This is a genomic window from Campylobacter vulpis, from assembly GCF_014217995.1.
GTDB classification, from domain to species: Bacteria; Campylobacterota; Campylobacteria; order Campylobacterales; family Campylobacteraceae; genus Campylobacter_D; species Campylobacter_D vulpis.
The window spans coordinates 1,012,692-1,025,972 of record NZ_CP041617.1 but is presented as its reverse complement, the minus strand read 5'-3'; the positions used below and the strand labels follow the sequence as shown (position 1 = coordinate 1,025,972).

General features: G+C 34.7%; 16 protein-coding genes. All 16 read left to right on the top strand.

Going from position 1 to position 13,281, the window contains the following annotated elements:
- Positions 1–41 precede the first annotated feature (41 nt).
- Positions 42–512: a type II 3-dehydroquinate dehydratase gene (gene aroQ / locus CVULP_RS05320; protein WP_099461890.1), complete on the top strand. Its 471-nt coding sequence runs from the start codon at positions 42–44 to the stop codon at positions 510–512.
- Positions 505–984 carry a 2-amino-4-hydroxy-6-hydroxymethyldihydropteridine diphosphokinase gene (gene folK, locus CVULP_RS05315; RefSeq protein ID WP_099461892.1) on the top strand — a complete coding sequence of 160 codons (480 nt, stop codon included), beginning with the start codon at positions 505–507 and terminating at the stop codon, positions 982–984. Before aroQ ends, folK begins: the two co-directional genes overlap by 8 nt.
- Before the next feature lie 3 nt (positions 985–987).
- On the top strand, positions 988–2,349 hold the full coding sequence (gene flhF, locus CVULP_RS05310; RefSeq protein WP_099461894.1) for a flagellar biosynthesis protein FlhF: 1,362 nt from the start codon (positions 988–990) through the stop codon (positions 2,347–2,349).
- Positions 2,342–3,208, top strand: coding sequence for a flagella biosynthesis ATPase FlhG (gene flhG, locus CVULP_RS05305; RefSeq protein WP_004277105.1), 867 nt, complete (start codon positions 2,342–2,344; stop codon positions 3,206–3,208). Before flhF ends, flhG begins: the two co-directional genes overlap by 8 nt.
- A gap of 9 nt (positions 3,209–3,217) precedes the next feature.
- The gene (locus CVULP_RS05300) at positions 3,218–3,577 is read left to right on the top strand and encodes a hypothetical protein (RefSeq protein WP_004277106.1); all 360 of its coding nucleotides are present in this window, start codon (positions 3,218–3,220) and stop codon (positions 3,575–3,577) included.
- Complete coding sequence (locus CVULP_RS05295) at positions 3,555–4,250, top strand: RNA polymerase sigma factor FliA (RefSeq protein WP_099461897.1); 696 nt, start codon at positions 3,555–3,557, stop codon at positions 4,248–4,250. Before CVULP_RS05300 ends, CVULP_RS05295 begins: the two co-directional genes overlap by 23 nt.
- Positions 4,250–5,332, top strand: coding sequence for a flagellar motor switch protein FliM (gene fliM, locus CVULP_RS05290; protein WP_099461899.1), 1,083 nt, complete (start codon positions 4,250–4,252; stop codon positions 5,330–5,332). The genes CVULP_RS05295 and fliM overlap by 1 nt, the downstream gene beginning before the upstream one ends.
- The gene (gene fliY, locus CVULP_RS05285; RefSeq protein WP_099461901.1) at positions 5,329–6,174 is read left to right on the top strand and encodes a flagellar motor switch protein FliY; all 846 of its coding nucleotides are present in this window, start codon (positions 5,329–5,331) and stop codon (positions 6,172–6,174) included. Before fliM ends, fliY begins: the two co-directional genes overlap by 4 nt.
- The gene (locus tag CVULP_RS05280; protein ID WP_265415650.1) at positions 6,174–7,394 is read left to right on the top strand and encodes a DUF2972 domain-containing protein; all 1,221 of its coding nucleotides are present in this window, start codon (positions 6,174–6,176) and stop codon (positions 7,392–7,394) included. Before fliY ends, CVULP_RS05280 begins: the two co-directional genes overlap by 1 nt.
- A 66-nt stretch (positions 7,395–7,460) precedes the next feature.
- Positions 7,461–8,633: a pyridoxal phosphate-dependent aminotransferase gene (locus tag CVULP_RS05275; RefSeq protein WP_099507512.1), complete on the top strand. Its 1,173-nt coding sequence runs from the start codon at positions 7,461–7,463 to the stop codon at positions 8,631–8,633.
- A gap of 74 nt (positions 8,634–8,707) precedes the next feature.
- A complete protein-coding gene (gene rpiB, locus CVULP_RS05270; protein ID WP_099507508.1) occupies positions 8,708–9,142 on the top strand; it encodes a ribose 5-phosphate isomerase B in 435 nt (144 codons plus the stop codon).
- Positions 9,142–9,474, top strand: a complete 333-nt coding sequence (locus CVULP_RS05265) for a hypothetical protein (RefSeq protein WP_004277112.1) — start codon at positions 9,142–9,144, stop codon at positions 9,472–9,474. The genes rpiB and CVULP_RS05265 overlap by 1 nt, the downstream gene beginning before the upstream one ends.
- Positions 9,471–10,019, top strand: coding sequence for an adenine phosphoribosyltransferase (gene apt / locus CVULP_RS05260; RefSeq protein WP_099507509.1), 549 nt, complete (start codon positions 9,471–9,473; stop codon positions 10,017–10,019). The genes CVULP_RS05265 and apt overlap by 4 nt, the downstream gene beginning before the upstream one ends.
- An 80-nt stretch (positions 10,020–10,099) precedes the next feature.
- Entirely contained in the window at positions 10,100–10,717 is a 618-nt protein-coding gene (locus CVULP_RS05255) for a DedA family protein (protein WP_180753060.1), read from the top strand.
- On the top strand, positions 10,714–12,165 hold the full coding sequence (locus tag CVULP_RS05250; RefSeq protein ID WP_099507510.1) for a leucyl aminopeptidase: 1,452 nt from the start codon (positions 10,714–10,716) through the stop codon (positions 12,163–12,165). Before CVULP_RS05255 ends, CVULP_RS05250 begins: the two co-directional genes overlap by 4 nt.
- Positions 12,162–13,265 (top strand): redox-regulated ATPase YchF, encoded by a 1,104-nt coding sequence (ychF, locus tag CVULP_RS05245; protein ID WP_099507511.1) that lies wholly within the window; start codon positions 12,162–12,164, stop codon positions 13,263–13,265. Before CVULP_RS05250 ends, ychF begins: the two co-directional genes overlap by 4 nt.
- Positions 13,266–13,281 lie beyond the last annotated feature (16 nt).

The window sequence follows — 13,281 nt, the reverse complement described above, 5'->3', positions numbered from 1 at the left end:
ATAATGTAGAATTATATAAAAGAATTTTTAAGGGTTAAACAATGAAAATAATGGTTATACAAGGTCCTAATATTAATATGCTAGGCTTTAGAGAGGTTGGCATTTATGGGGCGATGAAGATGGAAGAAATCCACGAACAAATGCAAAATGCAGCAAGTCAAAATGGCGTGGAGCTTGACTTTTTTCAAAGCAATTTTGAAGGCGAAATTGTCGATAAAATTCAAGAAAGTCTAGGCACGGTTGATGGTATTATTATTAACGCAGCGGCTTATACTCATACTTCTGTTGCGATTCGTGATGCCATTTCTGCCGTAGCTTTACCGACAATTGAGGTGCATATTTCTAATATTTATCGCAGAGAAGAATTTAGACAAAAAAGCCTAATAGCACCAGTTTGTGCGGGGTCTATTGTGGGCTTTGGTCCTTTTGGCTATCATCTTGCTTTAATGGGTATTATACAAATTTGTGAGCAAGTAAAAAATTTAAGGGCTATGCAACAAAATAATGCTTAAAATTCGAGGTGCAAGAGCGGTTAAAAAATTTCGTTTTTTCCCTTTTGCAAGTCGAAATTTAAGGAATTTTAAATATTTTGCTTTGGTAGGTTTGGGGTCAAATATAGAAGATGAAAAAAAGCGTTTTAGAGCTTTGTTTAGACTTTTAATGGACGATAGAAGACTCAAAGTTCTTCAAACTTCCCCTTTACTTATCAATAAGGCTTTTGGCTATGAGAGACAAAAGGATTTCACAAATGCCGTGCTTTTAGCACAGACAAATTTACACGCGAGAGCCTTTTTAAAAGTTTTGCTTTATTATGAGGTGAAATTTAAGAGAAAGAGAACTTTTAAAAACGCTCCGAGGACGCTTGATTTGGATCTTTTGTATTTTTCACAAAAGACAAAAAAAGATGCTTGGTGTGAAGTGCCTCATAGTGGGGCTAAAGAAAGAATTAGCGTAATTTTGCCTTTGGGCTTAATGGAAGGATAGCAAGTGGGACAGCTTATTTACACCTTTACCGTTGAAGATACGGAAGAAATTATTCCAAAAGTTAAAGAAGATTATGGCGATAAGGCTTTAATCATCACAAACAAACAAATTCGTCCCAAGACTATTAATCGCAAAGGACTTTATGAGGTTATGGTTGCTATTGAGGAGGCAGATTATAAGGAACATTTAAAGGCTATGGGTAAGCCTATGCCGCCTAAAAAAACCCAGCCACAAAACCCCAAACCAGCAGTAAAAGAGGAAGAAGATGAGGCTGTGAAACTTGAATTTTCTAAAGCTTCTTTAAATGTGCAAAAAGAATATGAAAATTATACCAAACCTAAACCTAGTTTAGATGATTTTAAAGAAAAACTTTCAGCGGTTAGTTCTGAAATTTCTAAGGTAACGGGGGCAAGTTTGCCAGAATATCAAGCTCCAAATACGCAGTATAATAAGAAAATCGAGGCTTTTGAAAAGCAGATTAACACCCTAAGTGATAAGATGAATTTGCTTGTAGATATGATGTGGGACGATAAGGCAGAAGCAAGGAAAAATCTCATTATACCGCCTGAATTTGCGAGTATTTATAAACAGGCTAAGGAAAGTGGTATGCTAGAAACGCATTTAGAGGCGATTATGAAAGCGACCATTGAAAATATGCCAGCAACGATGAAAATGAATAAAGAAGCCGTGCAAAGGTATTTTCACTCTCTTTTGCGTAATATTCTGCCTTGTCGCGTAGAAACGGACATTAAAAAGCAAAAAATTATGATGCTAGTGGGTCCAACAGGCGTGGGTAAAACGACCACTTTAGCTAAACTTGCTTTTCGTTATGCTTATGGAGATAAGCGTTATAAAACGGGCATTATCACGCTAGATACTTATAGAATAGGTGCAGTTGAGCAGCTTTTTCAATATGCTAAAATGATGAAGTTGCCTATCATTGATAGCATTGAGCCTAAGGACTTAGATGAGGCGATTAAGAGTCTTAGTAGTTGTGAGGTGATTTTGGTTGATACCATAGGAAATTCGCAATATGACCAAACAAAACTTGCCAAAACAAAAGAATTTTTAATGCATTCTAATGCGGAAATTGATGTCAATTTAGTCATCTCGGCTAATACGAAATACGAAGATTTGATGGAAATTTATAAAAATTTTTCTTTCTTAAATATCGACACTTTGATTATTACAAAATTTGATGAAACTAAGGTTTTTGGGAATATTTTTTCTTTAATTTACGAGATTAATATACCGCTTAGTTTTTTCTCTGTGGGGCAGGAGGTGCCTGATGACATTGAGGTGGCAAGTAGCGACTTTTTGGTGCATTGCATTTTAGAGGGTTTTAAAGGTAAAAATAATGAATAATCAAGCAGATAAATTGCAAAATTTGATGAAGCAAAATAAAGATAAAAAAGAGCAAAATACCCATTTTATAGCCATTACAAGTGGCAAGGGCGGAGTAGGTAAAAGCACAATAAGTGCAAATTTGGCAAATGTCTTGGCGAATAATAATTATAAGGTAGGGCTTTTTGATGCAGATATTGGCTTGGCAAATTTAGATGTGATTTTAAATGTACGTATTCAAAAAAATCTTTTGCACGTTTTAAGGGGGGAGTGTTCTTTAGAGGACATTTTGATTGAAGTAAAGCCAAATTTGTGGCTTATACCGGGTGAAAGTGGTGATGAAATTTTAAAATATAGTGATAAGAATATTTATGAAAGATTTTTAAATCAGGCTAGTATTTTAGATGAGCTTGATTTTCTCATCATCGATACAGGTGCTGGCATAGGGGGGAATATTTTAAATTTCTTAGAAATGGCTGATGAGGTTATTGTCGTTACTGTGCCTGATCCAGCGGCGATTACTGATGCTTATGCAACCATTAAAACCACTTCTAAAACTAAGGAAAATTTACTGATGGTTTTTAATGTGGTTAAAAATGAAAATGAAGCTTTAAAGGTCTTTGAAAATATTAAAAAAGTTGCAAATGCTAACATTAAAAATCCTTTAAATTTAGAATTTTTAGGGCATTTAAGTGCCTCAAAAGAAGTGAGTAATAGCATTAAAAAACGCACCCTTTTTAGTGATGAAAATACTGCTTCAAGTGATGAGTTAAAGTCTCTAGCTTCTAAGCTTTTGTATAGATTGGAACGAAAAGTGCTTGATGATGTTTCAAGTCGTAGTTTTTCAAGCTTTTTTAGAAAAATTATAGAAAGATTTTAGTGAGAGATTATGAGACCTGAGAATTATGTAGCTTTTTTTACGGTTTGTGGCTTTTTTATAGGACTTTCATTTAGTGTGATTAGCGTTGATGAGGCTTTTGACATTTTGTTTTCTACCTGTTTTATTACCTTTATGTTTTATGTTTTTGTGCATATTGCTATTATGAATTTTATCGATCTTAAAAAGATTAGCGGACGAATTTTTAATAAGCAAGATTATGAAAAAACTAGCAACAATATTATTAACGATTTGGTTCTTCGCGAGAAAAAAATGGATGTAATTTTAGAAAAATTAAATGAAGAACGCGAAGAATTGAAGAAAAACGAAGCGAAGGAAAGACGCAAAAATGCTAAAAGAGCAGTCGCCTAGATCTTATGCTGATGTCATAAAAAAAGAGCAAGACGAACTTGTCATCTCCTATATGCCAGCACTTAGAGCTATGGCATTTCGTTTAAAGGAGCGTTTGCCATCAAGCATTGATGTTAATGATTTAATCGGCGTTGGGATTGAAGAAATGATAAAGCTTTCACGCCGTTATGATAAGGATCAAAATGACAATTTTTGGGGCTTTGCAAGAAAAAGGGTCAATGGATCTATGCTTGATTACCTAAGACGCCTTGATGTGATGAGTCGTAACAATCGCAAAATTTTAAAAGACATTGATGTGATTTTAGATGAATATTTTTTAGAAAATGAATGTGAGCCTGATGATGAATATTTAGCTAAAAAGCTTGAAATTGATGTGGAGAGAGTTAGAGAGGTAAGAGCAGCTCATGCTATAAGTTATACCTTGCCTATTGATGAGCAAATTGAAATGTATAGTGAAGATGAAACTTTGGAGAAAATAGAAAGAGGCGAACTTTTAGAACATATTAATGAAATTTTAGATACTTTAAAGGAGCGTGACCAGCTTATTATCCAGCTTTATTATTATGAGGAATTAAGCTTAAAAGAAATTAGTGAAATTTTAAATGTAAGTGAGAGTCGCATTTCTCAAATTCATAAAAAATTACTTAAAAAATTGAGAGAAAGGTTAAGCTAATGGCAGAGATACTTTCCCAAGAAGAAATTGACGCTTTACTTGAAGTCGTTGATGATAACACGGATACGCCAGCACCTTCGAATTCTAAAGATGAAAAAGATGAAAGAAATATTGTCGTTTATGACTTTAAGCGACCTAATAGAGTTTCAAAAGAACAGCTTAGAACGATTAAGGGAATTCACGATAAATTAGCTAGAAATTTGGCATCTCAAATTTCGTCAATGATGAGAAGTATCGTTGAAACTAAACTTCATTCCGTTGATCAAATGACTTATGGGGAATTTTTGATGTCTTTGCCAAGCCCTACAAGCTTCAATGTTTTCTCCATAAAGCCTCTTGATGGAAACTGCGTTTTGGAGATTAATCCAAGCATAGCCTTTCCTATGATAGACAGGCTCTTAGGAGGGCAGGGGGATAGTTATGAGGCAAGTAGAGAGCTTACGGACATAGAATTAAATTTGCTTGATAGTATTTTGCGTATTATTATGCAAAGGCTTAAGGAGAGTTGGTCAACCGTAACTGAAATTTATCCAAGCATAGAGGCGAAAGAAAGTAGTCCCAATGTCGTGCAAATCGTCTCTCAAAATGAAATTATTATAATGGTTGTTATGGAGATTATCATAGGAAATTCAAGCGGTATGGTTAATATCTGCTATCCTGTTGTGCATTTGGAAAGTATTTTAAGCCGTTTGGCAAATCGCGACATTATGATGGGTGAAACTTCTGCGAAAAAGTCGCGTAATAAGGAGCTTAAAACTCTCATTGGTCGTGCAGAGGTTGTTTATGAGGCGATTTTGGGTAAGACCTTAATCAATGTCAATGAATTTTTAGAGCTTAAGCAAGGAGATATTTTACGCCTTGATAGAGAAGCTGATGATAAAGCTATTGTAAGTATCGATAAAAAAGATGTCTTTTTAGCACAAATTGGCTTACATCGCTTTAGAAAGTCCATTAAAATTATCGAGCTTATCCGCACTGACAAAGATGAAATTAAAGAAATTTTGGAAAAATACGAAGAAGAGCGAAAGGCTAAAGCTAGCGTTTATGATGAAACTGAGGATTTGGAGGAAGAGGAAATATGATTAATGAATTTTTAAAGCTTTTTACTAATGAATGCGTTAGCACCATTGAGGGTTTGACGGGAAAGAGTGCCGAATTTAGCGAATATAAAGAATTTGATGTCAGTGCTAGTGATACACTAAAACCTCCTTTAGTTTATGTGAATTTTGGTGTAAGTTCAGGCGGTCGTATGGGTATTCTGGCTGGGGCTGTTTTGATGAGTGCCATAGGCGAGTGGATGATGGGCGAGGAGGAAATTAGCAAAAATGACAAACTAGGTCCTGATGAAATGGACGCGGCTAAAGAAGCGATTCAAAATATCATCTCCGCTTTTACTACAAGTCTTGGCGCACAAAAAGAACTTCCTAAAATGGAATTTAATCTAAGTTCTTGTGAATTTATCGAAGAAAGCATTGATTTAAAGGATTTTGTAAAGCTTTATAATTATGATGTGAAAATTGAAGGTTTGGAAGAGCAAATTTCTTTAGTGATGGACGATAAGCTTTACAATACCTTGACAAAAGGTGGCGATGATGAGGCTATAACCCAGCAAAAAGAAGGAATGGCTAGTGGTGGTGAAACTATGGTGGCACTTGGAGAGGGACTTAAGAATATTAACCTCATTATGGATGTGCGTTTGCCTGTGCGCGTAAGAATAGGTAATAAAAAAATGCTTCTTAAAGATGTGCTAACTATGGATATAGGCTCTGTGGTGGAGCTAAATCAACTTGCCAACGACCCTTTAGAAATTCTCATCGGTGATAAAAGAATTGCTTATGGCGAAGTTGTGATAGTCGATGGTAATTTTGGCGTTCAAATCACAGAAATTGGCACGAAAAAAGAAAGATTAGAGCAGCTAAGATAATGATAAAGATTTTCAATAAAATCGAAGAATACGGCTTTAAAGAAATTTTACTCCGCAGAAAAAGAAGACTTATACACTCTATCACAAAAAGATTTGGTAAAAAACTTCTTAAATTTTACCCCAAACTTCCGCAAAATTATAAATTTGTGCTTTTAAATTATTCTGTAAGTGGGCATTATGCACTTATGAGCTTTTTTAAAATGTGCGGTTTAAATTATGTAAGATTAGCTGAAGATAATTATATGGATTATGGTGAAACAAAGAGCTTTTTGCTAAATTCAAAGGGGGATAATATAGTCGGTGTGTGTTTATATAATAATATAAGAGAGCTTGACTATGCGAAATTTTTTTCTTACGATGCACCTGTTGTGATAACCGTTAGAGACCCCATTTCAAGGCTTAAAACAAGTATTAATCACGGCTACCCTAAAGCTAAGGTTAGCAAGTTTGAATTTAGCCTTAAAGATGATATTGATAAATCCTTACCTGAGATTGTATATAGCGGTGCTTTAACACCTCAAATCACAGATTTAGAAAAGATTTTTGATAAAAAATTTATAGACTTTAAATATCAAAGTAATCTTACTCCCTTTTTAACAAGGGGGGGGGGGGGGGTAACCCGACAAATCATCTACATCGATACGCAGGATTTACAAGCAGATAAAGCCTTTGATACAATGAAAAGGCTTTCTAAAATTCTTCACTTCAACCCACCCAAAGAAGAAGATAGGGCTAAATTTGAACGCAAAGCTTGGAACAATTACACCTCGTTTTTACCTTTCACTTTATTTATAAACCATAAAGACTTTTCTTATCTTAAAAATAAAATTAAATTTATCATCACAGAGGAGCCTCTAAGCAATCTAAAAGACACCAAAAATCTTTTCTTAGACAAAAACGACCCTTGCTATGAAAATCTTAGCATTAATGTAGAACAAGAGCATTATGAGCTTATCAAAGAAGATAAAGAAATAAAAGAAAGATTAAAAAGCTATTTTAAAGAATTTGTGAAAATCTTAGAAGAAAAAGTTAAATTTAGAGCAAATAATGCCTTAAGCGAACAAGATATTTTAAATTATTTCAAAGCAAATTCTAGCCTAGCTTTAAAATTTAAAACTCTTTTAGATAAAGAACTTACTCACATTAAACAAACACGCCCTGACATCATCGCTTCGTGGAAATATTATGCAGAGTTTGAGGAAATTTGTGGAGGAGCTTAGTTAAAGTAGCCATTAAGATAGAAATTTAAGCTATAATAACGCAAATTTTTTGAAGGATTAGCGATGATGTTAAGTAAAAAATCTCAAGTTTTGGAAGAGTCTATCACTTTGGCTATCACTGCTCTTGCTAATGAACTTAAGGCTAAGGGCGAAGATGTGCTTTCTTTTTCTGCGGGTGAGCCTGACTTTGATACTCCGCAGACTATCAAAAATGCTGCAATTAAAGCCATAGAAAAAGGTTGTTCAAAATACACGGCGGTTGCTGGGATTAAAGAAGTTTTAAACGCCATAGCTATAAAGCTTAAAAGAGACAATAATTTATCTTATGAAACGAGTGAAATTATCACAAATGTTGGGGCAAAACACTCGCTTTTTCAATGCTTAGAATGCCTTGTAGATGAGGGTGATGAGGTAATTATCCCTAGTCCTTACTGGGTGAGTTATCCTGAAATGGTAAAATTTGCGGGAGGAAAGTGCGTTTTTGTGCAAACAAAAGAAGAAAATGGTTTTAAAATCACAGCTAAAGAGCTTAAAAGTGTTTTAAATGAAAAAACGAAAGTTTTTATTCTAAATTCGCCTTCAAATCCTGTGGGTTGTGTTTATACGAAAGAAGAGCTTAGTGCTTTGGCTAAGGTTTTGGAGGGGACGAAGGTTGTAGTTTTAAGTGATGAAATGTATGAAAAGCTTCTTTATGATGGGGTAGAATTTCACGCTTTTGCAAGCGTAAGCGAAGATGCGATGAAACGCACTGTTACAATTAACGGCTTAAGTAAGTGCGGAGCTATGCCCGGCTGGCGTTTTGGCTATATGGCAAGTAAAAATAAAGCTCTTATTTCTGCTGTAAAAAGGCTGCAAGGTCAAAGCACTTCAAATATTTGCTCTATTACGCAATATGCCGCTATCCCAGCCTTGCTTGGCGAGTGTGATGAAGATATAGAAAAGATGAGAAAAGCCTTTGAAAAACGCAGAAATATTGCTCTTGAAATGTTAAGCAAAATGGAAAATATCAGCGTTTATAAACCAAGCGGGGCGTTTTATCTTTTTATTAATATTTCTAAGCTTGAAAAAGATTCTATGAAATTCTGTCAAAAATTATTAGAAGAAAAAAAAGTTGCAGTGGTGCCGGGTATAGGCTTTGGAATGGAGGGCTATTTAAGACTTTCTTATGCAACAAGTGAGGAGAATATCATTAAGGGACTTGAGAGATTTGGCGAATTTGTAAAAAATTATAAAGCTTAATTTTGCAAGTCATTAGCAAAATGATAATTTTTACAAGCTATAATTTCGGCGTTATTTTATTTTTGGATTTGTAAATGTTAAAAGAACGCCTTTATATAGCAAGTGATCATGCGGGATATGAGCTTAAAACTAAACTTTGCACTTTTTTTAAAGAGGCACGAATTCCTTTTATCGACCTTGGAACAAACGATGAAAAAAGTTGTGATTATCCAGATTTTGCCCATTTGCTTGCTAGTAAAATCGATGAAAAAAGTTTTGGAATTTTAATTTGTGGTTCTGGCATAGGAATTTCCATAGCAGCAAATAGACACAAAAATATACGCTGTGCCTTATGCGGTGAGAGTTTAAGTGCAAAATTAGCTAGAAAGCATAATGATGCAAATGTTTTAGCTTTTGGAGGGCGTCTTGTGGGATTTGATTTGGCTGTGGATATGGTTGAAAATTTTATCAAAACGCCTTTTGATGAAGGAAGACATACGAAAAGAATTCAAAAAATTGAGGTAGATTAATGTTTTCACAATGGTTTATTTTTACGATTTTAATTTGCGCGACAATCTATCTTATTGTGATGTTATTTTATTATAAAACCTTACTAAGCAAGGAAAAAAATTCTAAAGATTTTATTAAAAATAACTTAGATGATACGGAGATTGTTATTAGGAAGTTGCAAGTTCAACTTCAAAGAAGTTTAGGAAATATCGACATTTTAACGGAGGAACTTAATAAAATTAAGGCTGATTTAACCTCTCTTCGAACGAGAAATTCGCAGTATCGTTTGGAGAATGATAAATTAAGACAAAGAATTAAAGAATTAGAAGCAAAAATTGAGGCATTACTATGAAAGAACTTAATCAAAAAGAAAGAGATTTTCTTATTCAAAGCATTAGAGTTATCCCAAATTTTCCAAAAGAAGGAATTATATTTAGAGATATTACGACACTTCTTAACGATACAAAGGCACTTGACTTTTTACTTAAGCATTTAGAAGATAGATATAAGGATATGAATTTAGACTTTATTGTTGGGACGGAGAGTAGAGGCTTTATCTTTGCATCTATGATTTGTGCGAGGCTCAATTTGCCTTTTGTGCCAATCAGAAAGCCTGGCAAACTTCCTTTCAAAACTTTTAGCTGCTCTTACGATTTAGAATATGGCAGTGATACCATTGAAATTCATCAAGATGCCTTTAGAGGTGTGGAAAAAGCTAAAGTTTTGCTAGTAGATGATTTAATCGCCACAGGAGGCACGGCTTTAGCTTCTTATGAGCTTATTAAAAAAGCTGGAGGTGTATGTGTGGAATCTTGCTTTTTGATTAATTTAAAAGATTTGAAGGGCTGGGAGAAACTTAATGCTTTTTGTCCCGTTTATAGCGTTTTAGAATTTTAGGAGAAGAAATGAAAAAATCGTTAAAATTTTTTATTTTTTTTGCTTTGCTTTGTTTAATTGCTTATGTGATTTATGGTTTGATGAAAAACGATTTTTCTTTAGAAGAATTTATCATTGGCATTTGGAATGAGCATGTGGAAACTTGGGGTTATGTAATCCTTTTTTGTTGGAGCATTTTGGAGGGTGAGTTAGGGCTCATTTTTGCGGGACTTGCTGCACACGATGGCAAAATGAGTGTGGCTTTAGCTATTTTTGTGGCAGGACTTGGTGGCTTTGTGGGGGATCAAATTTATTTTTATATAGGGCGTTATAATAAAAGCTATATTCAAAAAAAGCTTCATTCCCAAAGACGCAAATTTGCTGTGGCCCATTTGCTTTTGCAAAAATTTGGTTGGCCTATTATTTTTATCCAGCGTTATATGTATGGTTTTCGCACTATTATACCGATGAGTATAGGGATTACGCGTTATAGTGCGAAAAAATTTGCCCTTATTAATCTCATTAGTGCTTGGGTATGGGCGGCGATAACCATACTTTTAGCGTGGTATTTTGGCGATTTGATTCAAAGCTTTTTAAAATGGGCTAAGGAGCATTGGTATTTAGCTGCTTTACTTATTGTAAGTTTCTTATCTCTCTTACTTTTTGGTTTTAAACAAATGGAAAAAGCGATTTTAAAGAAAAAGGAAAGAAAAAAATGAAAATAGAATTTGTAGAAAAAGATTTAAATGCAGTTAAAGCGGATTTTGAGCTGATTTTTATCGAAGCGAAAAGTCGAAAGCAATTAAATAATTATAAAGATTTTTTTAAATTAATGAATTATAAGGGTGAAGGGGTTTGTTTAGATAGTGCAAATAAAAGACTTTTTGTTGAGCTTAAAGGCTTAAATTATGAGGACATTAGACTGGCTTTTTTTACTGCGATTAAAAGTCTTGAAAGGCTTAATATCAAAAGCATTAAAAGCCAAAGTGTGGTTGGTTCTTGCGTAGTAAGAAGTTTTGCTTGTATGGCGGAGGGCATTGGGTTTGCAAATTATGAATTTAATCGTTATAAAAGCGAAAAAAAGCCTAGCACTTTAGAGCGTGTTTTAATTTCTAAAGAGGAAATAAACGCTAAGAAATTTAGCAAGGAGGAAGCTTTAATAGGACTTAATAGAGGGGAAATTTTAGCAAAAGCTTGTCATTTTACAAAAGATATTGTTAATGAAATTCCTCAAATCTATACTCCGCTTAAAATGGCTGAAGATGCACAAGATTTAGCAAAAATTTATAAAAGCATCATTTGTAAAATTTATGATGAAAAATTTTTGGAAAAAGAAAAAATGAACGCTTTTTTGGCGGTTAATCGCGCTTCTGCTTACCCTCCACGCCTTATCCACTTAAGCTATAAGGGTAAAAATGCAAAGCAAAAAGTTGTTTTTGTCGGTAAAGGGCTGACTTATGATAGTGGTGGGCTTAGTTTAAAACCTGCTGATTATATGCTAACAATGAAAGCGGATAAAAGTGGTGCAGCTGCTGCTATGGGGATTATAAAGGCTGTGGCGGAGTTAAATTTGGAGCTTGAAGTGCATTGTATTTTGGGGGCGACTGAAAATATGATAGGTGGTAATGCCTATAAGCCCGATGATGTGCTGATTTCTAGAGAAGGCGTAAGCATTGAAGTGCGAAACACGGACGCTGAAGGGCGTTTGGTTTTAGCCGATTGTCTTTCTTTTGCACAGGATTTAAAACCTGATTTACTTATCGATTTGGCAACTTTAACGGGTGCTTGCGTGGTGGGACTTGGCGAATTTACAAGTGGCATTATGGGAAATAATGAAAATTTGAAAAATGAATTTTATGAAGTGAGTCAAAAAAGTGGCGAATATGCTTGCGTTTTACACTTTAATCCACATTTAGGAGAACTCATTAAATCTAAAATTGCCGATATAAGTAACACAAGTTCAAGCCGTTATGGTGGAGCGATTACTGCGGGATTATTTTTAGATAAATTTATCCGCGAAGAGTATAAGGACAAATGGCTACATCTTGACATTGCTGGACCTGCTTATTTGGAAAAAGCTTGGTGTTATCACAGCTATGGAGCGAGTGCAGCAGGGGTAAGAATGTGTGTGAATTTCTTAATCCATCTTTTAAGGAAGAATAAATGAGTTTAGCAGTGGGTATAGTAGGCTTACCAAATGTTGGTAAATCTACGACCTTTAACGCTCTTACGAAAGCGCAAAATGCTCAAAGTGCAAATTATCCTTTTTGCACAATAGAGCCTAACCGTGCTATGGTTGAAGTGCCTGATGAGCGTTTGAGAGAGTTAGCAAAGATAGTAAAACCTGAGAAAATTCTTCATTCCCTCATAGAATTTGTTGATATAGCAGGACTTGTAAAAGGTGCTAGTAAGGGCGAGGGCTTGGGAAATAAATTTCTTTCAAATATACGCGAAACAGAAGTGATTTTACACATTGTGCGTTGTTTTGATGATGAAAATATCACGCATGTCGAGGGCGGGGTCGATCCTATTAGAGACATTGAGATTATCAATACTGAGCTGATTTTAGCTGATATAGAACAGCTTGGTAAAAAAATAGAGAAATTAAATAAGGAAGCAAGAGCAAATCAAAAGGGTGCAAAAGAAAGCTTGGAGCTTGCCACTTCTTTACTGGAACATTTAAATAAGGGCTTTAGTGCTAGGAGTTATAAGGAAAGAGAAAGTGAGCTTTATCAAAATTTAATTAAAGAATTAAGACTTTTGAGTGCCAAAGAAGTGATTTATGGTGCTAATGTCGATGAGGAGGGCATTAATGAGGATAATCAATTTGTCCTAGCTTTAAAAGAATATGCGAAGAAAAACAATCAAGAAGTCATAAAACTTTGTGCGAAGATAGAAGAAGAGCTTGTGAGCTTAAGTGATGAAGAGGCGACTGAATTTTTAAGCTCTTTGGGGGTAAAGGAGGGCGGTTTGGCGCAGATTATACGCACGGCTTTTTCTAAGTTGGGACTCATTAGCTATTTTACGGCTGGAGAGATTGAGGTGCGTTCTTGGACGATAAAAAGAGGCTATAAAGCACCTAAGGCGGCTAGTATGATTCATAATGATTTTGAAAAAGGTTTTATTAAAGCTGAAGTGATAAGTTATGAAGATTTTATTCAATTTAGAGGCGAAAATGGCGCCAAAGAGGCTGGAAAACTACGCCTTGAGGGTAAAGACTACATCGTTTGCGATGGTGATGTGATGCATTTTAGATTTAATGTGTGAAAATTAAATTTTTTGA